Raw genomic sequence first — 19413 nt, 5'->3', positions numbered from 1 at the left:
TCAGTATTCGTCCTGCTCGGTCAGCTCGAGCTCCATGGCATCGGCCGTACGCACGGCCGCATCGATCGCGTCGCTGAGCGCTTCGGGGGTGGCGTTGGCATCGACCTTCACCACGAACATCGCCAGCTGGTCCTGCTTCACCCAGGCGCCCATCTTGGCATCCTGCGAGTCTTCGAGCAGGCGGTTGGCCACCGCGGCGGGGAACTGCTTGCCCGGCGAATTGTAGGCCGGCGACCAGATCTCACGGATCCTGTGCTTGCCGAATTCCTCGACGGTGGAGCGCACGAAGGCCAGCTGGCTGCGGCCGTCATCCATGTCGAACACCATCTTGTAATCGCCGTCCTCGTCCACCTCGTAGGTGTACTTGAGCGTGTCCAGCGCTCGCCCGACGGCCTTGTCCGCTTCGGCCGCATGGGCGCCGGCGGCAGTGACGGCCAGCAGCAGTGCGGCAGCAATCCTTTTCATGAAATCCCTGTGAACATCTGGTTGGAGAGTGCAGATTGTGAAGGCCGCAGGGGGCAACGTCCAATCCGGCCGGGCGGGGCCCTATAATGGAGGGATGCCCCGCGAGACTTCCCACGAAACTCATCACGACCACGGCGTGCTGCTTGAGCCTGCACGTCCCGAGGTCGCGCCGCCGCCGCTGTACCAGGTGATGCTGTTGAACGATGACTACACCCCGATGGATTTCGTGGTGACGGTCCTGCAGCACTTCTTCTCGATGGACCTGGACCAGGCCACCCAGGTGATGCTCCACGTGCATACCCGCGGCCGCGGCGTGTGCGGGGTGTTCACCCGCGAGGTCGCCGAATCCAAGGTCGCCCAGGTCAATGAATTCTCGCGCATGAACCAGCACCCGCTGCTGTGCACGATGGAGAAGGCCAGCGGCTGAGCCGCCCCTGGCCTCGCCACAGGCGCGCCAGCAATCCGCACTGTTCCAGCCATGGCGACAGCCGTGCGGCCAGCCTCAGCCGAGCCGGAGCCATTCGGTTGTCCGGCATCCGCACCCACCCTGAGCATCGCCGGGCTGCCGCCCGGCCGCTGTACCGGCCAGCGCTGGCCCGGGGTGGCGTCACGATGACATCACCATCACGTTGAAGCTGCCATTTCGTGGCGGCAAGTTCGTGCATGATGGAGGCCGTCGAATGGATCGGCGCGATCGGCGGAGTGCTAACGCCGTCTGAACGCACTGATCCGCTAGGGTGATGGAAATCGTGAAGGTTGGCCGCATATTGTTCCTAACTGCCGCCGGAGTTAATCATGTTCAGTAAAGACCTCGAACACACCATCGGACAGTGCTACAAGCGCGCCCGTGAGGCCCGGCATGAATTCATGACGGTGGAACACCTGCTGCTGGCACTGCTCGACAACCCGTCCGCCCAAGCCGTCCTCAAGGCCTGCGGTGCGGACGCCGAGCGCCTGCGCCAGGAACTGGAACAGGCCATCGAGGCATCCGTCTCGCGCCTGTCCGAAGATGATGGGCGCGATACCCAGCCGACCCTGGGCTTCCAGCGCGTACTGCAGCGCGCGGTCTACCACGTGCAGTCCTCGGGCAAGAAGGAAGTCACCGGCGCCAACGTGCTGGTCGCGATCTTTGGCGAGAAGGACTCGCATGCCGTGTACTACCTCAACCAGCAGGACGTGACCCGGCTGGATATCGTCAATTACCTCTCCCATGGCATTGCCAAGCTGGGCGAGGAGGGCGAAGTGCCGCCGGCCGCCGATGGCGAGGGCCGGGCCGAGGGTGCCGAAGGCGAGGGCAAGGGCGATGCCCTGGCCGAGTTCGCCAGCAACCTCAACGACCAGGCCCGCAACGGCAAGATCGACCCGCTGGTCGGCCGTGCCGATGAGATCGAGCGCACCATCCAGGTCCTGTGCCGCCGCCGCAAGAACAACCCGCTTTACGTGGGCGAGGCCGGCGTGGGCAAGACGGCGATCGCCGAAGGCCTGGCCAAGCGCATCGTGGAAGGGTCGGTGCCGGATGTGCTCGCCGATGCGGTGATCTATTCGCTGGACCTGGGCGCGCTGGTAGCCGGGACCAAGTACCGCGGTGATTTCGAGAAGCGCCTGAAGGGCGTGCTGACCGCGATGAAGAAGCTGCCCAACGCGGTGCTGTTCATCGATGAGATCCACACCATCATCGGTGCCGGCTCGGCCTCGGGCGGCACCATGGACGCCTCCAACCTGATCAAGCCGGCCCTGGCCTCGGGCGAGCTGCGCTGCATCGGCTCGACCACCTTCCAGGAATACCGCGGCATCTTCGAGAAGGACCGGGCGCTGGCCCGCCGCTTCCAGAAGATCGACATCGTCGAGCCGACGGTGGGCGAGACCTACGAGATCCTGCAGGGCCTCAAGCCCAAGTACGAAGCGCACCACGGCGTGACCTATGCCGATGACGCGCTGCAGGCCGCCGTGGACCTGTCGGTCAAGCACATCAACGACCGCCTGCTGCCGGACAAGGCGATCGACGTGATCGACGAGGCCGGTGCCCGGCAGCGGCTGCTGCCGGACGGCGAGCGCAAGGAGCTGATCGACATCGAGGAGATCGAGACCATCGTCGCCAAGATGGCGCGGATCCCGGCCAAGCAGGTCAGCGCCACCGACAAGGACGTGCTCCAGCATCTGGAGCGCAACCTGAAGATGGTGATCTTCGGCCAGGACCCGGCCATCGAGACGCTGTCCTCGGCGATCAAGCTGGCCCGCTCGGGCCTGGCCAATCCGGAAAAGCCGATCGGCAACTTCCTGTTCTCCGGCCCGACCGGCGTGGGCAAGACCGAGGTGACCAAGCAGCTCGCGCTGCAGCTGGGCATCGAGCTGGTCCGCTTCGATATGAGCGAGTACATGGAGTCGCATTCGATCAGCCGCCTGATCGGCGCCCCTCCGGGCTATGTCGGCTTCGACCAGGGCGGCCTGCTGACCGAGAAGATCGTCAAGACCCCGCACTGCGTGCTGCTGCTGGACGAGGTGGAGAAAGCCCACCCGGACATCTTCAACATCCTGCTGCAGGTCATGGACCGCGGTGTGCTGACCGACACCAATGGCCGTGAGGCGAACTTCAAGAACGTGGTGCTGGTGATGACCACCAATGCCGGCGCGGCCCAGGCCTCGCGGCGTTCGATCGGCTTCACACGCCAGGACCATGCCACCGACGCGATGGAAGTGATCCGCAAGAGCTTCACGCCGGAGTTCCGCAACCGTCTGGATGCGATCGTGCAGTTCCAGGCGCTGGGCTTCGAGCACATCCTGCGCGTGGTGGACAAGTTCCTGATCGAGCTGGAAATGCTGCTGCAGGAAAAGCACGTCAGCCTGTCGGCCACGCCGACGGCGCGCGATTGGCTGGCCCACCATGGCTTCGATCCGCTGATGGGTGCCCGCCCGATGGCCCGCGTGATCCAGGACAAGATCAAGCGTCCGCTGGCCGACGAGCTGCTGTTCGGCAAGCTGGTCAACGGTGGCAAGGTCAGCATCGATGTGCGCGACGACCAGCTGTTCGTCGAGACCGAAGCCGAGCCGGAGCGTCTGCTGCCGGCCACGGTCTGACCGCGCGGTAGACGCCGCGCGGCAGATGCCTGCACCGTCATTGAAAAGCCCCCGCAAGGGGGCTTTTTTTTCGGGTGCGCGGCAGCCTTCGGTGCGGCTACTGGCGGGCGCGCGCCTTGCGGGTGAATTCTTCGGCGGTGATCGGCTCGACCGCACTGATCGTGCAGCTTTGTCCGTTCGTGCGCAGCCTGCTGGCTCCTGCGCCACAGAGTTGGCCGTCCCGGCCGGGAGTGACAAAGGCCAGTTTCGGGGACATGGCTGCGCTGCTGCACGAGCGCTCGAAACGGACCAGGTAGTGCTGGTCGCCATTGCGGAGCAGTACATCGCGGTCGGCCCCATTGCGCACCAGCTGCTGATCCGGGGACAGGGTGATGCAATCGCCGGCAGCGGCCGGTTCGGCGGCCTGGAGCGAGGCAGCGGTGGCCAGGCAGGCAGCAAGCAGGAGCAGGGAAGGCAGGCGTTTCATGGCGGGGGCCATCGGGTCGGGATCCGGATTGGATCGAGGCCCACACTGGGCGTTTTCGCGCCAGGGCGAATCTGCATCAAGGCATCCTGACCGACGTCAGGGTGCACAGGGTCAGGGTGACGCTTGGCAGGGGTAGGGTGATGGCTGAATGGCGCCCACGCGAAAAGGCCAGCACCTGGCTGGCCTTCTGGCGGGAACAACCCCCGGACCGCTTATTTCATGCGGTAGGTGATGCGACCCTTGGTGAGGTCGTACGGGGTCATTTCGACCTTGACGCGGTCGCCCGTCAGGATGCGGATGTAGTTCTTGCGCATGCGGCCGGAGATGTGGGCGATGATTTCATGCCCATTTTCCAGTCGTACGCGGAAAGTGGTGTTCGGCAGCGTCTCGCTGACGGTGCCTTCGAACTCGATGGAGTCGTCTTTCGACATGTAGTCCTGTGCAGTTCTGTAACCGGCCGAGCTGGCCTGAAGAGCGGGCATTTTACGCGCGTCGGGCGTTTGATGCAAAGTTTTGGTTAAGGCCGGGCCCGCGTGGCCAGATCGGCCGCCGCCAGCGTCCCGAACAAATCCCGCCAATCGCCCGCGGGAGCTGGCTGTTGGACCTGTTCACGGACAAGGGCCAGGAAGCGTTGGCGTGGCCAGTGCTCGGCGCCCATGCGCAGCAGATGGTCATTTTCGACCTGTGCGTCGATCAGCGGCCAGCCCCAGCCGTCCAGCCGATGGGCCAATCCGGCCAGGGCGACCTTGGAGCCGCCGGTGGCCGCACTGAACATGCTCTCGCCAAAAAACATCCGGCCGATCGCTACGCCATAGATGCCGCCGACCAGTTGTCCGCCATCGAACACCTCCACCGAGTGCGCGAAGCCCAGCCGGTGCAGTTCGATGTAGGCATCGCGCATGTCGCGGGTGATCCAGGTGCCGTCCTGCCCCGGCCGCGGGCTGGCCGCGCAGGCATCGATCACCTGCGCAAAGCAGCTGTCGGCGCGCAGCGTCCACGTGCTCTGCCGTAGCGAGCGGCGGAAACGGCTGGACAGGTGCACGCCGTCGGTGCGGAACACCATCCGCGGGTCCGGGGACCACCACAGCAGCGGCTGGCCCTCGGAGAACCACGGGAAGATGCCGCCGGCATAGGCATTGAGCAGGCGCACCGGCGAGAGGTCGCCACCGAGCGCGAGCAGGCCATCGGGATCGCGCAGGGCGGTCTCGGCGGGCGGGAAGGGGGCGTCGGGTGCCTCGTCCAGCCGCCAGGGCAGGCGGCGGGTCATGCCGCGTCCGCCTTGAACGGGCTGTGCGCGGCCAGCACCTGCCGATAACGGGCAGTCTCGGCGCGCTCCTGCGCGCACCACGCAGCCAGTGCCTCGGCAAAGGCCGGTTCGGCGATCCAGTGCCGGCTGCGCACGGTGTGTGGCAGGAAGCCGCGCGCCAGCTTGTGCTCGCCCTGGGCGCCGGGCTCGAAGCGGGTGAGTCCCTCGCGCAGGCAATACTCGATGCCCTGGTAATAGCAGGTTTCGAAATGCAGGCCGGGCAGGGTGGCGCCGCCCCAGTAGCGCCCGTACAGGGTGTCCGCGCCGCGCAGGCACAGCGCGCCGGCGACCGGCGCTCCGTCGCGCATGGCCAGGAAGATCACCAGCGCGCGCGGCATCGTGCGGGCGAGATGCTGCAGGAATGGCAGCGTCAGGGCGGGCGAATTGCCGTACTCGGCGAAGGTCTGCAGGTAGAAGCCGTGCATGGCGCGCAGATCGCCATCGGTCGCCTCGTCGCCGTGCACGATGCGATACGTGACGCCGCTGCGGGCGAGCTTGGCGCGTTCCTGGCGGATGTTCTTGCGGTGCTTGTGGTCCATCGCACCGAGGAAGTCGTCGAAGTGCTGCCAGCCGCCCGGGTTGTGCCACTGGAACTGGATGTCCTCGCGCAGCAGCCAGTCCGGGCTGAAGGCAGGGTCTTCGTCGGCAGGATGGAAGTTGATGTGCGCCGAGGACCAGCCCAGTCGCGCCACGTCGCCTGCCAGCAGTCCCAGCAGCGCGCCACGATCTTCCTTCGTGCGGGCGAGCACGCGTGGGCCGGTTACCGGGGAATATGGCACCGCGCCCAGCCATTTCGGGAAATAGTCCAGCCCGTACTGTGCATAGGCATGCGCCCAGGCGTGGTCGAAGACGAACTCGCCATGCGAGTTGTCCTTCAGATAGCCGGGGATGGCGGCGACCAGGGTTTCCCCGTCCCACAGCGTGAAGTGGCGTGGCCGCCAGCCCCACTCCGGGCGCAGGCAGCCATGCTCTTCAAGGCCGGCCAGGAAGGCGTGCGACAGGAACGGGTTGCGGCCGTCGTGCAGCGCGTCCCAGGCAGCGGCGGGAACATCGGACAGGCGGTGCAGAAAACGTGGATCGGGCATGGGCAGAGGATAGAGCAGGTAGAGGATCTCAAGCGCAGTGCGCAGGCCCGGCCAGCAAAAAGGCCGGTGAATCATTCACCGGCCTTCGGGTACTGCGCGATGCGGGTGGCCGATCAGCTCGCCTGGCCCTTCGCGTCCAGGTAGCGCTCGGCATCCAGTGCGGCCATGCAGCCGAAGCCGGCCGAGGTGATCGCCTGGCGGTAGTGCTGGTCGGCCACGTCGCCCGCGGCGAACACGCCTTCCACCGAGGTCTGGGTGGCGTTGCCGCCCAGGCCCGAGCGGATGTCCAGGTAGCCGTTGTTCATGGTCAGCTGGCCATCGAACAGGCTGGTGTTGGGGTGGTGGCCGATCGCCACGAAGAAGCCGTGCGCCTGGATGTCGCGGGTGCTGCCGTCCAGGGTGGACTTGACGCGCACGCCGGTCACGCCGGCCTCGTTGCCCAGCACTTCGTCGATCTGGTGGTGCCAGACGGTCTCGATCTTGCCGGCTTCGACCTTGGCGAACAGCTTGTCCTGCATGATCTTCTCTGCCTTGAGGGTGTCGCGGCGGTGGACCAGGTAGACCTTGCGGGCGATGTTGGACAGGTACAGGGCTTCTTCCACGGCGGTGTTGCCGCCGCCGACCACGACCACGTCCTGGTCGCGGTAGAAGAAGCCATCGCAGGTGGCGCAGGCGGACACGCCGCGGCCCTTGAAGGCTTCTTCGCTGGGAATGCCCAGGTACTTGGCGGTCGCGCCGGTGGCGATGATCAGGGCGTCGCAGGTGTACTCGGCGCTGTCACCGATCAGCTTGAACGGGCGCTGGGAGACATCGGCGGTGTGGATGTGGTCGAAGATGACCTCGGTTTCGAAGCGCTCGGCATGCGCCTGCATGCGGCTCATCAGGTCCGGGCCCATCAGGCCGTGCGCATCTCCAGGCCAGTTGTCCACCTCGGTGGTGGTCATCAGCTGGCCGCCCTGCTGCAGGCCGGTGATCACGACGGGCTTGAGGTTGGCGCGCGCGGCGTAGACGGCGGCGGTCCAGCCGGCCGGGCCGGAACCAAGGATCAACAGGCGGGAGTGCTTGGAGTTGCTCATGTAAGCTCGCAATAGAAGGTAGGGCGGGAGTACCGGCGCAGTGATTGCGCGGCATCCGAGCGAAGTCATAGAGTGGCGGCAGGGGCGGGGCGATTCAAGGCGCGCAGTGGAACGCGGCGACCCGCGCAGCACGACGCCCATTCCGGCGCCGGGGTTTTGACGCTGACCGTGCCGGCCAGCGGCCGGCACCTACCGGGGTGGGGTCCAGTCGTTTATTATCAAGCACTAACAGTGCATTCCCAAGGTGTGGTCTAAGGTGGCGAAACAGGTCCCGGAACGATCCAAGGCGTCCGACAGCAAGGCAGCGCCGCGCAAACCGGCCAGCGTGGACAACCCGCGCCGGCAGCGCCTGTGGCGCGACCTGGGCTTGCTCGCGGTCGCCCCGGCGCTGCTGTATCTGGTCGCCAGTCTGTTCACCTATTCGGCCACCGACCCGGGCTGGTCGCATACCGGCAGCGTGGTCGCGCCGGTCCACAACATGGGTGGCCGCGCCGGTGCCTGGATCGCCGACGTGCTGCTGCAGCTGTTCGGCTACATGGCCTTCGTACTGCCGATCGTGCTGGGCGCACTGGCGTGGATCGCGATGTTCGGCCTCAAGCGCGAGGCCAAGGGCGAGCATGACCTGGACCCGGCCCTGCGCCTGGTCGGTCTGGTCGGCTTCCTGATCGCCGGTACCGGCTTCCTGCACCTGCGCCTGTTCGTCGCCGATGTGGCCCACGCCGGCGGCATCCTCGGCAAGCTGGTGGGCAGTTCGCTCAGCGTCGGTTTCGGCGCCCTGGGCGCGAATCTGTTCGTGCTGGTACTGCTGCTGGCGTCGATCACCCTGGCCACGGGCATCTCCTGGTTCGTGGTGATGGAGAAGATCGGCAACTGGGTGCTGGCGCTGCCGCCGTTGTTCAACAAGAAGAAAGAGCAGGCCACCGAGTGGCAGCAGACCCGCGCCATGCGCGAGGAGCGCCAGGAAGTGCGCAAGGTCGACGCCGAGGTCCGCGCCAAGCGCGAGCCGGTCAAGATCGAGCCGCGCCCGGAGCCGGTGCTGGAGAAAAGCGACCGGGCCAAGCGCGAGACCCAGATTCCGATGTTCCGGGGCGTCAATGGCGATGGCTCGGACGTGCCGCCGCTGGCGCTGCTGGATGATCCCAAGCCGCAGCCCAAGGGCTACGACGAGGGCACGCTGGAGACGCTCTCGCGCCAGATCGAGTTCAAGCTCAAGGACTTCCGCATCGATGCGCAGGTGGTCGGTGCCTATCCCGGCCCGGTGATCACCCGCTTCGAGATTGAACCCGCGCCTGGCATCAAGGTCAGCCAGATCAGTTCGCTGGACAAGGACATCGCGCGCGGCCTGTCGGTCAAATCGGTGCGCGTGGTCGATGTGATCCCGGGCAAATCGGTGGTGGGTCTGGAGATCCCCAACGTCACCCGCGAGATGATCTACCTCTCCGAACTGCTGCGCTCCAAGGAATACGACAAGTCGGCCAGCGTGCTGACCCTGGCGCTGGGCAAGGACATCGCGGGCCGCCCGACCGTGGCCGACCTGGCGCGCATGCCCCACCTGCTGGTAGCCGGCACCACCGGCTCGGGCAAGTCGGTGGCGGTCAACGCGATGGTGCTGAGCCTGCTGTACAAGGCTTCGCCGAAAGACCTGCGGATGCTGATGATCGACCCGAAGATGCTCGAGCTGAGTGTCTACCAGGGCATCCCGCATCTGCTGGCGCCGGTGGTCACCGACATGAAGGAGGCCGCCAACGGCCTGCGCTGGTGCGTGGCCGAGATGGAACGCCGCTACAAGCTGATGAGCGCGGTGGGCGTGCGCAACCTGGCCGGCTTCAACAAGAAGGTCAAGGATGCCCAGGATGCCGGGCAGCCGATGATGGACCCGCTGTTCAAGCCCAATCCGGAACTCGGCGAGGCCCCGCGTCCGCTGGAGACGCTGCCGTTCATCGTCATCTTCATCGACGAATTCGCCGACATGATGATGATTGTCGGCAAGAAGGTGGAAGAGCTGATCGCGCGCTTGGCGCAGAAGGCGCGTGCGGCCGGCATCCACCTGATCCTGGCCACGCAGCGCCCCTCGGTGGATGTGATCACCGGCCTGATCAAGGCCAACATCCCGACCCGCATCGGCTTCCAGGTCAGCTCCAAGATCGATTCGCGCACCATCCTCGACCAGTCCGGCGCGGAAACGCTGCTGGGCCACGGCGACATGCTGTATCTGCCGCCGGGCACGGCATTGCCGGACCGCGTGCACGGCGCGTTCGTCTCCGATGAGGAAGTGCACCGCGTGGTCGAGCACCTCAAGGCCAGCGGCCCGACCGACTACATCACCGGCGTGCTGGACGAGGTGCAGATGATGGGCGATGGCGTGGTGGTCGGCCCCGGCGGACTGCCCGAGGCAGGCGGTGGTGGCGGCGACGAATCCGATCCGCTGTACGACGAGGCCCTGCGCATCGTCACCGAAACCCGTCGTGCGTCGATCTCCGGTGTGCAGCGTCGCCTGAAGATCGGCTACAACCGGGCCGCGCGCCTGATCGAAGCGATGGAGGCCGCCGGGGTGGTGAGCCCGCCGGAGCACAACGGCGATCGCAGCGTGCTGGCCCCGCCACCGCCCAAGTAAGGCCGGGCGCTCCCCGGCCGTCATTGATCGGCACCCGGCCGGCGACGTGCTCGCCGGCCGCTTCGCACAAGGAACCTGCAATGAAGCCGATGCGCTGGATGATGGTAGGTGCGCTGCTGGTCGCGCCCGTGGTGGCGCAGGCCCAAGCCCAAGCCCAAGCTGCGCCCCCGGCTGCCGCACCGGTCGCGCCGGGTGGGCAGGGTGCGGGCACTGAGGCGCAGGCCAGCAACAACTTCAGCTTCGTGCGCTATCGCGCCGACTACGTAGTGCGCCCCGATGCCGGCAACACCCAGACCGAAGAGTACGAGATCCTGCTCAAGACCAAATCGGCGGTCGAGCAGTTCAGCCAGGTGCGGCTGAGCTACAGCGAGAAAATGGAAACGCTGGAGGTGCTGCAGGCCTATACCCTGACCGCCGATGGCCAGCGCCGCGACGTGCCCGCCGACCGCATCTACACGCAGGAAAGCTACTCCAGCGCTGCCGCAGCGATGTATGCCGACCGCAAGGTGCGGGTGGTGGTGTTTCCGAACCTGGCGCCGGGCACGCGCGTGGTCTACCAGACCCGCCGGACCCAGAACACGCCGTACTTCCCCGGCTACTTCGGCCTGTGGGAAACCTTCAGCGTGTTCACGCCGTATGACGATGCGCGCGTGACCCTCACCGCCCCGGCCAGCCTGCCGATGCAGGTGGAGCAGCGGGGCGTGCGTGGCAGTGAGAGGCCCCGGATCCGCAATGGCCAGGCGCAGTGGGAGTGGACCTACCGCCGCAGTGAGCCGCTCAAGGCACAGAACTGGTCCGCCGCCGCCTGGGAGTACAGCCCGGGCATCATGGCCAGCACGTATCGTGACTGGTCGCAGGTGGCACAGGCCTATCAGCTCAAGGGTGGCGAGGCGGCCGCGGTCACCCCGCAGATCCAGGCGCTGGCGGACCAGCTGACCCGTGGCATCACCGACCGGCGCGAGCAGGCCGCCGTGCTGTACCGCTGGGTCGCCCAGAACATCCGCTACGTGGCGGTCTACCTGGGCAACGGTGGGCTGGAGCCGAACCCGGCGCAGAGCATCCTCGACAATCACTACGGCGACTGCAAAGACCATGTGGTGATCCTGGAGGCGCTGTTGGCTGCACGGGGCATCCAGAGCACCCCGGTGCTGATCGGCGCCGGTGGCGGGCCGACCCTGCCGACCATTCCGCTGCTGGGCCGCTTCAACCACGCGATCACCTATCTCCCCGAGTTCGACCTGTATCTGGACTCGACCACGTCCTATGCGCGCTTCGGCCAGCTGCCCGACGCTGATCTCGGCGCACCGGTGCTGCACACCCGCCAGGCCGTGGTGGCGCGCACCCCCGCCAACGATGCCAGCCGCAACGGCACCGGGCTGGAGGTTGATTTCCGCTTCGACGCGGCTGGCAACCTGGTCGGCCAGACCCTGCAGCAGCCCAGCGGCGTGGCCGAGATCGGCATGCGGGCCGCCTTCGCACGGCTCAACGCACAGAACCGGGCGCGGGCGGAAGAATCGATCATGGCCGCCTCCGGTTTCGATGGCAGTGGCGCGCTCACCCTGCTGGGGGATCCGCAGGACCTGACCCGTCCGTTCAACTTCCGCTACGACTTCCAGGCCAGTGACTACTTCGATTTCGCGGTTCTCGGCGGCATGGTGCTGCCCGATGCGCCGGGCGGTGAGTCGTTCCGTGACCTGTACGCCAGCACCTCGGCGCCGGACAACGCTACGCCGTTCTACTGCAACGACAGTCTGCGCGAGGAGCGCTATCGGCTCACCTTCCCGGCCAGCGTGCCGATCGTGGCGATTCCGCGCAGCCAGCAGTTCGACAATGCGGGTGGGCAGTACACGGTGGAGTGGACGCGCGAAGGGCAGGTGGTCACCGCGCGCCACCGGCTGCATCAACGCGCCGTGCGCGGGGCGGACGCGCTCTGCCAGCCGCAGGACTACGCGGCGTTCCGCGAGCTGTACCAGCAGGTCCGGCGCGGCTTCCGCGGGCAGGTGGTGTACGGCGATCTGAAGACGGTGCAGGCCGGGCCCTGAGTACGCTCGGTACACCCGCTTCCAGCGCATAATGCGCCCCTGATCGCCCATTCAGGATTGAATGGGCACACTGCCTTCCATCCTTCCCATTCGCCTGGATACCTCGCATGCACACCACCTTCCGCCGCTCCCTGCTTGCTGCCACTCTGGTTGTCGCCGGTGTCGGGTCGGCGTCGGCCTGGGCCGGCGCCCGTGATGAGCTCAATCGCTTCACCCAGGGCCTGAAGGGGCTGGATGGCCAGTTCAGTCAGCAGGTGTACGACAGCAAGGGCAAGGTCAAGGAAACCACCAGTGGCCGTGTCGCGTTGTCCGCACCGCGCCTGTTCCGCTGGGAATACATCAAGCCGCACGAGCAGCTGATCGTGGCCGATGGCAAGAAGGTCTGGGTCTACGAGCCCGACCTGGAGCAGGCCAGCGTGCGCCCGCAGGGCCAGGAAGAGCAGAACAGCCCGCTGACCGCGCTGATCAATCCGGCCCTGCTGGACAAGCAATACGACGTCAGCGAAGAGGCGGCCGTGCGCGATGGCCTGCAGTGGCTGGCACTGAGCCCCAAGCGCGAAACCGATACCGCCTTCCAGTACGCCGCGCTGGGCTTCAATGCCCAGGGCCTGGCACGCATGGAAGTGGTGGACGCGGTCGGCCAGCGCACGGTGATCAGCTTCACCGGCTGGAAGCGCAACCCGGGCTTTGCCTCGGGCACCTTCAGCTTCACCCCGGCCAAGGGCGTGGACGTCATCGGCGAATGACGGTGTAGATGCCGGCCGGGCCGCTGGCCGGCATCTACCCTGCAATCCGCCGCGATACACTAGGCACGTGGCCAGAAACCGAACGACTTTCAATGGGCCCGATCTGCTGACCGTGGATCGGGACAACATGCGTCCTCTCGCCGAGCGGATGCGTCCGCAGACGCTGGATGAGATGGTGGGGCAGAAGCGCCTGCTCGCCCCGGGCAGCGCACTGCGCCGCGCGGTCGAGTCCGGCCATGTGCACTCGATGATCCTGTGGGGCCCACCGGGCTGCGGCAAGACCACGCTTTCGCTGCTGCTGGCGCACTACGCCGACGCCGAGTTCCGCGCGATCTCCGCCGTGCTGTCCGGTCTGCCCGAGGTACGCCAGGTATTGGCCGAGGCTGCACAGCGCTTCGCCGAAGGCCGGCGCACGGTGCTGTTCGTGGACGAGGTGCACCGCTTCAACAAAGCCCAGCAGGATGCGTTCCTGCCGCACATCGAGCGCGGCACCATCGTGTTCGTTGGCGCCACCACCGAAAATCCGTCCTTCGAACTGAACTCGGCGCTGCTCTCGCGCTGCCGCGTGCACGTGCTGGAGTCGGTCTCGCCAAGCGACATCGTCGAGGCGCTGGAGCGGGCGCTGCAGGACACCGGGCGCGGCCTGGGCGCGGAGCATCTGCAGGTCGCGCCCGAGGCGCTGCTGGAGATCGCGACCGCCGCCGATGGCGATGTGCGGCGCGGGCTGACCCTGCTGGAGATCGCGGCCGAACTGGCCAGCGGCGATGGCGGGCGGATCAGCCCGGAGATGCTGGTGCAGGTGCTGGCCGACCGCACCCGCCGCTTCGACAAGGGCGGCGAGCAGTTCTACGACCAGATTTCGGCACTGCACAAGTCCGTGCGCAGCTCCAACCCGGATGCCGCGCTGTACTGGCTGACCCGGATGCTCGACGGCGGCTGTGATCCGTCCTACCTGGCCCGGCGGCTGACCCGCATGGCCATCGAGGATATCGGCCTGGCCGATCCGCGGGCGCAGTCGATGGCGCTGGAGGCGTGGGATATCTATGAGCGCCTGGGCAGTCCGGAAGGCGAGCTCGCCTTCGCGCAGCTGGTCCTGTACCTGGCCAGCACCGCCAAATCGAACGCCGGGTATGCCGCGTTCAACAAGGCCAAACAGGAAGTGCGCGAGACCGGCACCCAGGAGGTGCCGTTGCACCTGCGCAACGCGCCAACCAAGCTGATGAAAGAGCTGGGTTACGGCAAGACCTACCAGTACGACCATGATGCCGACGGCGGGATCGCGCTGGACCAGACCGGCTTCCCCGATGCGATGGGCGAGCGCGTGTATTACGAGCCGGTGCCGCGCGGGCTGGAGATCAAGCTGAAGGAAAAGCTGGACCGCCTGCGTGCCGCGCGCGAACAGGCACGCGCGGAGAAGGGCAGCGAGTGATGGACGGCATCGGCGTCTGGTGGCAGCAGCTGGGCCTGGTGATGGCGGGCGGCGCACTGGGCGCCGCACTGCGCTTCATGGTGGGCGATGCGATGCTGCGCCAGTTCGGCAACGGCTTTCCGTGGGGCACGCTGACGGTGAACCTGGCCGGTGCGTTCGTCGCCGGTTACGTGATGATCTGGCTGCAGAGTCGTGGCACGGCGGCGCTGTACTGGCGCGCGTTCCTGATCGTCGGGATCGTGGGCGGATTGACCACGTTCTCCTCGATGATGCTCGAATCGCTGGTGTTCACCCGCACCGACCGCAGCGTGATGGTGCCGCTGTACCTGGGCGTGAGCCTCGTCGGCGGGATGCTGCTGGTGTGGGCGGGCGCGCGTGTTGCAGAGGCGTGGCGCTGACGCTTGCGTCGCAAATGCAGAAATCCACGGAAAACGCTGGATTAAAGTGATGTCTCACGATATCGTGCGCGCCCCCGTTTGCATCCTCGTCCGTCATGCGCGATGAACAAGACCCCGGAACACTGGAACTGACGCTGCCGCGCAAGCGCGGCCGTCCGCCCACCTTCGGCTACGCGATGACCGATGCACAGCGCGCCGCCCGCTACCGGGCCCGCCGCGCCGGCCAGGCTGGCCACGCCGATGTGCGCAACTGCAGCGACATGGTGCTGCTGGACAAGATCCGCGCCTCGATCACCAGCAAGGACCCGGAACTGACCGGGTTCCTGGTGCACGTGCTCTGGCAGCGCTACCCGCTGCAGCTCAAGTAAGGACAGCCTGCCACTGGCGATACAGCCTGGCGTCGTGGTCGATCCACTGGTGCGTGATCCGGATCGACTGCATGCTCAGGCCGGCGTGACGTCCTTGCTGGCGCGCTCGTGGTTGAGAAGTTCGCCAAGGCGCATCGCCAGCATCTTGACCAGCGGGTCGGCGGTGGCGCGATGGAGCAGGGCGATCTCGAACGTATCGATCGGTGGCAGGCCTTGTTCGGCACCCAGCACGGTGTGCTCGCGGCTCAAGGCACGCGCCGGCAGCAGGCTGATGCCCATGCCATCGGCCACCGCGCCCTGGATCCCGCTCAGACTGGAACTGGTGAAGCTGATCCGCCAGCGGCGCCCGAGCGCTTCGATCGCGTCGATGATGTCATCGCGGTAGAGTCCGCGCGGCGGAAAGGTGACCAGGGGCACCGGATCCAGGCCGATGCAGCCATTGCGGGCACTGTCGATCCAGACCATGGTCTCGGGCCAGCAGGCCACCGCGGCGCGGCTGTTGCGGCGCTGCTTGACCAGGATCAGGTCGAGTTCGCCGTGATCGTAGCCGTGGGCCAGATCGCGGCTGAGGCCGCTGGTGACCTCCAGCTTCACCTGGGGATGTTCGCGGTTGAAGGCGCCGAGCAGCTGGGTGGTCGCGGCGCTGACAAAGTCCTCCGGTACGCCCAGCCGCACGGTGACGGCCACCGTGGTACCGGCCAGGGCCTCCAGCAGCTGATCGTTGAGCGCCAGCAGTTGGCGCGCGTGACCCAGGACGATCTCGCCGGCATCGGTGGGATGCACATCACGGTTGCCGCGCACCAGCAGCGGATGGCCGGCCATTTCCTCCAGCCGGCGGATCTTCTGGCTGATGGTGGATTGGGTGGAATGCAGACGGGCGGCCGCCGTGGTAAAGCTGGCGCAATCGGCCACCATCACCATGGCGCGCAACAGGTCCAGGTCGAACAGGGCCCGATTCGGTTTTTCACTGGCAGTCATGGCGCCATTGTGAAGTGCAATGACCACGGCCGCCATGGCCATGCCCGGTGGCTACACGTCCGCGGGCGTCGGCACGGCGTCGGCGGTGCCTGGGGCCAGGCTGCGTGCCACCCGCTCGCCAGCAGCCCGTAGCCGCTCGATCAGTGCGGGTGGCCCCAGTACCTCGAACTCCAGGTCCATGGCCAGCAACCAGTAGATCACCGAGCCCATCGGGTTGGCGCCACAGCGCAGCAGGCAGCGTTGGTCATCCACACCCTCGAGCACCCCGGCCGACGCAGGGATGCGCTGGCGCAGGGCAGCCAGGGGTGCGTGCAGGATGATCCGCGCCTCATCGGGGTACTGCCCGAGCGAGAGCGATCGCGCCACCCACTGGCGCAGGTCGCCGTCGCCGGGCCCGGCGCGGGGCGCGAAATGCGCGCCCACCACGGGCGTACTGGTGATCCGGTCGATGCGGAAGGTGCGCCAGTCGTCGCGTGCGGGGTCCCAGGCAACCAGATACCAGCGCCGATCAGTGTGCACCACGCCTTGTGGCTCCACCTGGCGAGAACTCGGCTGACCTGTGCGGTCGATGTACTCGAAGGCCAGTTGCAGTTGGTCGCGGCAGGCAGCGGCCAGGGCGGTCAGCCGACCGGCATCGACCAACGGTCCGATCTGATCGGTGGGCAGGATCGCTGAGCGCAGTGCCTCCAGCCGGGGCCGCAGGCGCGGTGGCATTGCCTGTTCAATCTTGACCAACGCAGTGATCGCGGTCTGCTCGATCCCGCTGATGGTGCCGGTCACCGCGGTGCGCAGCGCGATTGCGGCCGCCAGCGCTTCATCGTCGTCCAGCAGCAGTGGTGGCAGGGCCCGGCCCGGACGGAACGCGTACCCTCCGGCGACACCGGTGCTGGCGTGGATGGGGTAGCCCAGCTGGCGCAGCCGGTCGATGTCGCGGCGGAGCGTGCGTGGGTGGATGCCCATGCGCTCGGCCAGCATGCCGCCGCCCCAATGCGGGCGCGATTGCAGCAGGGACAGCAGGCTCAGCAGGCGGGCGGAGGCGGTCAGCATCGGGGAAGCGTAGCAGCCATTGCGGGCGGGTTCTGTCCGCAAGGGTGGCTAGCCTTGTGGCCACGGTGCAGGACCGCTTCGGTCGCACCCCTGACCACCCTCAAGGAGTTCCAGATGTCCCTCGTCTTCTATTGGCACCCGATGTCCAGCGCCACCCCGATCGCCTGCGCCCTGGCCGAACTGGCCGTCCCTCATGAGCGGGTCAGGATCGACATCCGCGCCGGCGAGCAGCGCACGGCCGACTACCTGGCCATCAATCCCAACGGCAAGGTGCCGTGCCTGGTGGTGGATGGCACGCCGATCTTCGAAGCCCTGGCGATCCACCTGTGGCTGGGCGAGCACTACGGCGTGGCCAAGGGGCTCTGGCCGCAGGACGGCACACCGGCGCGGCTGGAGGCGATGTCGTGGTGCACCTGGGCATATGTCACCTATGGCGCGGTGATCGGGCGCGTGTGGCTGGCCACCACGGACGATGCGCTGCGCCATGCCGACCATGCCGCAGCCGGCATCCGCGCGGCCAATGAACTGCTGGACGTGCTGGAGGCGCGCCTGTCGCAGCAGCCCTGGATGCTGGGTGAGGCCTACTCGCTGGCAGATCTCGTGGTGGGCAAGGTGGTCGGCTACGGGACCTTCGTGGGCGCTGCCGTGGACGCGCACCCGGCCGTGGCGGCGTGGCTGGCGCAGCTGCAGGGACGGCCGGCGATGCAGGGCGAGATGTGAAGCAGCATGCTCATCTGCAATGCGCATGACGCGCATTCCAAAATTTAACTGGTGAATGGACCGGGCCCGACCGTAAGGTGGCCCGGTTCTCCATTTTGCGGTGCACTGCCCATGTCCCTGCGTCTTGCCCTTCCGGTGCTGCTTGCACTGGCCCCTTCTGCATTCGCGGCCGAGCAGGCCGACCTGATGATCCGGCATGCGACCGTGGTCGATGTGGAGCATGCCTCCACCGTGCCGGACCAGACCGTCGTGGTACGCGGCCAGGACATCGTGGCGATGGGCAGTGATCGTGCGATGCGCAAGGCGTGGAAGGCCCGCGAGGAGGTCAACGGCAAGGGGCGCTATCTGATCCCGGGCCTGTGGGACATGCACGTGCATTTCGGGGGCGGCCCGGAGCTCATTGAGGAGAACAAGGCGCTGCTGCCGCTGTACATCGCCCATGGCATCACCACCATCCGCGACGCCTCCGGCGATCTGCCCGGCCAGGTGCTGCAGTGGCGCGGCGAGATCGCCAGCGGCCGGTTGGCCGGCCCGCAGCTGTTCACCTCGGGCGCCAAGATCGAAGGCATCAAGCCGGTCTGGAAGGGCACCATCGAAGTCGGCTCGCAGGCCGACCTGGATGCGGCGTTCGTGCGCTTGAAGCGCGACCGCGTCGACTTCGTCAAGATTACCGACAGCACCCTGACCCCGGAATTGTTCCTGGCGGCCGTGCGCGGTGCACGCGCCAACGGTCTGCGTGCATCCGGGCATATTCCGATGGCACTGACCGTGCAGCAGGCGGTTGATGCGGGCATCAGCTCGATCGAACACCTGGACTACGCCTACAAGGCAGGCGTCAAGGATGAGGCCGCGATCGCCGCGGACTTCGGCGCCAAGCGCATCGATCGCGCGCAGGCCAACGCGCGCTTGGATGCGGGCTTCGACCGTGACACCGCCATGGCCGCCTATCGCGGTTTCGCGGCCAAGGGCGTGTTCGTGACGCCGACCCTCAATGGCGGGCGCATCCTGGACTTCCTGGACCAGGACGACCATCGCAACGATCCCTACCTGGCCTACATCGGCCCGAAGTTGCAGGCCACCTACGCCTGGCGCGTCGAGCGCGCGGCGAAGGCGACCCCGGCACAGATCGACGCCCGCCATCGCGAGTACCACCAGGTCGCCGCGGTGCTGCCGATGCTGCAGCAGGCCGGCGTGACGATCATGGCCGGTACCGATGCGGGCTTCCTCAACTCGTTCAACTATCCCGGTATCGGCCTGCATGACGAGCTGTCGCTGTTCGTCAAGGAAGGGCTGACCCCGGCGCAGGCCCTGTCCGCGGCCACGCGCGCGGGGCCGGCCTGGTTCGGCACCCTGGATCGTTACGGTGCGGTCGCGCCCGGCAAGGCGGCCGACCTGGTGTTGCTGGAACGCAATCCGCTGGAGGATATCGAGGCCACGCGCGGCATCCAGTACGTCGTGCTGCGCGGCCAGGGCTATGACCGCACGGCGCTGGATGCGCTGCTGACGCAGACCAGGGCGAAGGTCGCTGCGTGGAAGGCGGAAGCGGCGAAGGAGTGACGCCTTGGCGCGCTCACCCGAGTGGTGGGCGCGCCCGCGTC

General features: G+C 67.0%; 18 protein-coding genes. 10 read left to right on the top strand and 8 right to left on the bottom strand.

The features are described 5' to 3' along the window. Nucleotides 1-465, bottom strand: coding sequence for a hypothetical protein (locus tag ORK51_RS13555; protein ID WP_266085188.1), 465 nt, complete (start codon nucleotides 463-465; stop codon nucleotides 1-3). A 94-nt stretch (nucleotides 466-559) separates the two neighbouring features. Here ORK51_RS13555 and clpS point away from each other — a divergent pair, with 94 nt between their 5' ends. Both clpS and clpA read left to right on the top strand, forming a co-directional pair. Next, nucleotides 560-892: an ATP-dependent Clp protease adapter ClpS gene (clpS, locus tag ORK51_RS13550; RefSeq protein ID WP_019184760.1), complete on the top strand. Its 333-nt coding sequence runs from the start codon at nucleotides 560-562 to the stop codon at nucleotides 890-892. Between the two features lie 368 nt (nucleotides 893-1260). Further along, entirely contained in the window at nucleotides 1261-3540 is a 2280-nt protein-coding gene (gene clpA, locus ORK51_RS13545) for an ATP-dependent Clp protease ATP-binding subunit ClpA (protein ID WP_019184759.1), read from the top strand. A gap of 97 nt (nucleotides 3541-3637) precedes the next feature. Here clpA and ORK51_RS13540 read toward each other — a convergent pair whose 3' ends face one another. From ORK51_RS13540 to trxB, 5 genes are all read right to left on the bottom strand, one after another. Beyond that, a complete protein-coding gene (locus tag ORK51_RS13540) occupies nucleotides 3638-4006 on the bottom strand; it encodes a hypothetical protein (RefSeq protein WP_266085187.1) in 369 nt (122 codons plus the stop codon). 212 nt (nucleotides 4007-4218) lie between these two features. Beyond that, nucleotides 4219-4437: a translation initiation factor IF-1 gene (gene infA / locus ORK51_RS13535; protein ID WP_005409596.1), complete on the bottom strand. Its 219-nt coding sequence runs from the start codon at nucleotides 4435-4437 to the stop codon at nucleotides 4219-4221. A gap of 86 nt (nucleotides 4438-4523) precedes the next feature. Then, a complete protein-coding gene (gene aat / locus ORK51_RS13530; RefSeq protein ID WP_266085186.1) occupies nucleotides 4524-5273 on the bottom strand; it encodes a leucyl/phenylalanyl-tRNA--protein transferase in 750 nt (249 codons plus the stop codon). Beyond that, nucleotides 5270-6397, bottom strand: a complete 1128-nt coding sequence (locus ORK51_RS13525; RefSeq protein ID WP_266085185.1) for a GNAT family N-acetyltransferase — start codon at nucleotides 6395-6397, stop codon at nucleotides 5270-5272. The genes aat and ORK51_RS13525 overlap by 4 nt, the downstream gene beginning before the upstream one ends. A gap of 113 nt (nucleotides 6398-6510) precedes the next feature. After that, nucleotides 6511-7473 (bottom strand): thioredoxin-disulfide reductase, encoded by a 963-nt coding sequence (gene trxB / locus ORK51_RS13520; RefSeq protein WP_266085184.1) that lies wholly within the window; start codon nucleotides 7471-7473, stop codon nucleotides 6511-6513. A gap of 256 nt (nucleotides 7474-7729) precedes the next feature. Here trxB and ORK51_RS13515 point away from each other — a divergent pair, with 256 nt between their 5' ends. From ORK51_RS13515 to ORK51_RS13490, 6 genes are all read left to right on the top strand, one after another. Beyond that, on the top strand, nucleotides 7730-10087 hold the full coding sequence (locus ORK51_RS13515) for a DNA translocase FtsK (RefSeq protein ID WP_070427356.1): 2358 nt from the start codon (nucleotides 7730-7732) through the stop codon (nucleotides 10085-10087). Between the two features lie 80 nt (nucleotides 10088-10167). Continuing rightward, a complete protein-coding gene (locus ORK51_RS13510; protein ID WP_266085183.1) occupies nucleotides 10168-12129 on the top strand; it encodes a DUF3857 domain-containing transglutaminase family protein in 1962 nt (653 codons plus the stop codon). 107 nt (nucleotides 12130-12236) lie between these two features. After that, complete coding sequence (gene lolA, locus ORK51_RS13505) at nucleotides 12237-12875, top strand: outer membrane lipoprotein periplasmic chaperone LolA (protein ID WP_266085182.1); 639 nt, start codon at nucleotides 12237-12239, stop codon at nucleotides 12873-12875. A gap of 127 nt (nucleotides 12876-13002) precedes the next feature. Beyond that, on the top strand, nucleotides 13003-14304 hold the full coding sequence (locus ORK51_RS13500) for a replication-associated recombination protein A (RefSeq protein ID WP_261998202.1): 1302 nt from the start codon (nucleotides 13003-13005) through the stop codon (nucleotides 14302-14304). Continuing rightward, entirely contained in the window at nucleotides 14304-14702 is a 399-nt protein-coding gene (gene crcB / locus ORK51_RS13495; RefSeq protein WP_019184751.1) for a fluoride efflux transporter CrcB, read from the top strand. The genes ORK51_RS13500 and crcB overlap by 1 nt, the downstream gene beginning before the upstream one ends. Before the next feature lie 95 nt (nucleotides 14703-14797). After that, nucleotides 14798-15070, top strand: a complete 273-nt coding sequence (locus ORK51_RS13490; RefSeq protein WP_019184750.1) for a hypothetical protein — start codon at nucleotides 14798-14800, stop codon at nucleotides 15068-15070. A 75-nt stretch (nucleotides 15071-15145) separates the two neighbouring features. Here the strand turns inward: ORK51_RS13490 and ORK51_RS13485 are convergent, their stop codons facing one another. After that, nucleotides 15146-16048: a LysR substrate-binding domain-containing protein gene (locus ORK51_RS13485; protein WP_266085181.1), complete on the bottom strand. Its 903-nt coding sequence runs from the start codon at nucleotides 16046-16048 to the stop codon at nucleotides 15146-15148. A gap of 51 nt (nucleotides 16049-16099) precedes the next feature. Beyond that, nucleotides 16100-17095, bottom strand: coding sequence for a helix-turn-helix transcriptional regulator (locus ORK51_RS13480; RefSeq protein ID WP_266085180.1), 996 nt, complete (start codon nucleotides 17093-17095; stop codon nucleotides 16100-16102). Nucleotides 17096-17209: 114 nt separating this feature from the next. On the opposite strand from ORK51_RS13480, the gene ORK51_RS13475 reads away from it, so the two are divergent. Both ORK51_RS13475 and ORK51_RS13470 read left to right on the top strand, forming a co-directional pair. After that, on the top strand, nucleotides 17210-17815 hold the full coding sequence (locus ORK51_RS13475; RefSeq protein WP_266085179.1) for a glutathione S-transferase family protein: 606 nt from the start codon (nucleotides 17210-17212) through the stop codon (nucleotides 17813-17815). A 111-nt stretch (nucleotides 17816-17926) separates the two neighbouring features. Next, nucleotides 17927-19372, top strand: a complete 1446-nt coding sequence (locus ORK51_RS13470; protein ID WP_266085178.1) for an amidohydrolase family protein — start codon at nucleotides 17927-17929, stop codon at nucleotides 19370-19372. Nucleotides 19373-19413 lie beyond the last annotated feature (41 nt).

Source organism: Stenotrophomonas sp. RIT-551, from assembly GCF_026241915.1.
In the GTDB taxonomy this organism is placed as follows: domain Bacteria; phylum Pseudomonadota; class Gammaproteobacteria; order Xanthomonadales; family Xanthomonadaceae; genus Stenotrophomonas; species Stenotrophomonas bentonitica_A.
Note: the sequence above shows the minus strand (reverse complement) of the source record. Positions and strands in the feature narration are given on the sequence as shown.

What these genes read in the sequence shown, in the direction of transcription:
- ORK51_RS13555 (WP_266085188.1), bottom strand. Translation starts at nt 465, where the DNA reads ATGAAAAGGATTGCTGCCGCACTGCTGCTGGCCGTCACTGCCGCCGGC.
- clpS (WP_019184760.1), top strand. Translation starts at nt 560, where the DNA reads ATGCCCCGCGAGACTTCCCACGAAACTCATCACGACCACGGCGTGCTG.
- clpA (WP_019184759.1), top strand. Translation starts at nt 1,261, where the DNA reads ATGTTCAGTAAAGACCTCGAACACACCATCGGACAGTGCTACAAGCGC.
- ORK51_RS13540 (WP_266085187.1), bottom strand. Translation starts at nt 4,006, where the DNA reads ATGAAACGCCTGCCTTCCCTGCTCCTGCTTGCTGCCTGCCTGGCCACC.
- infA (WP_005409596.1), bottom strand. Translation starts at nt 4,437, where the DNA reads ATGTCGAAAGACGACTCCATCGAGTTCGAAGGCACCGTCAGCGAGACG.
- aat (WP_266085186.1), bottom strand. Translation starts at nt 5,273, where the DNA reads ATGACCCGCCGCCTGCCCTGGCGGCTGGACGAGGCACCCGACGCCCCC.
- ORK51_RS13525 (WP_266085185.1), bottom strand. Translation starts at nt 6,397, where the DNA reads ATGCCCGATCCACGTTTTCTGCACCGCCTGTCCGATGTTCCCGCCGCT.
- trxB (WP_266085184.1), bottom strand. Translation starts at nt 7,473, where the DNA reads ATGAGCAACTCCAAGCACTCCCGCCTGTTGATCCTTGGTTCCGGCCCG.
- ORK51_RS13510 (WP_266085183.1), top strand. Translation starts at nt 10,168, where the DNA reads ATGAAGCCGATGCGCTGGATGATGGTAGGTGCGCTGCTGGTCGCGCCC.
- lolA (WP_266085182.1), top strand. Translation starts at nt 12,237, where the DNA reads ATGCACACCACCTTCCGCCGCTCCCTGCTTGCTGCCACTCTGGTTGTC.
- ORK51_RS13500 (WP_261998202.1), top strand. Translation starts at nt 13,003, where the DNA reads ATGCGTCCTCTCGCCGAGCGGATGCGTCCGCAGACGCTGGATGAGATG.
- crcB (WP_019184751.1), top strand. Translation starts at nt 14,304, where the DNA reads ATGGACGGCATCGGCGTCTGGTGGCAGCAGCTGGGCCTGGTGATGGCG.
- ORK51_RS13490 (WP_019184750.1), top strand. Translation starts at nt 14,798, where the DNA reads ATGCGCGATGAACAAGACCCCGGAACACTGGAACTGACGCTGCCGCGC.
- ORK51_RS13485 (WP_266085181.1), bottom strand. Translation starts at nt 16,048, where the DNA reads ATGACTGCCAGTGAAAAACCGAATCGGGCCCTGTTCGACCTGGACCTG.
- ORK51_RS13480 (WP_266085180.1), bottom strand. Translation starts at nt 17,095, where the DNA reads ATGCTGACCGCCTCCGCCCGCCTGCTGAGCCTGCTGTCCCTGCTGCAA.
- ORK51_RS13475 (WP_266085179.1), top strand. Translation starts at nt 17,210, where the DNA reads ATGTCCCTCGTCTTCTATTGGCACCCGATGTCCAGCGCCACCCCGATC.
- ORK51_RS13470 (WP_266085178.1), top strand. Translation starts at nt 17,927, where the DNA reads ATGTCCCTGCGTCTTGCCCTTCCGGTGCTGCTTGCACTGGCCCCTTCT.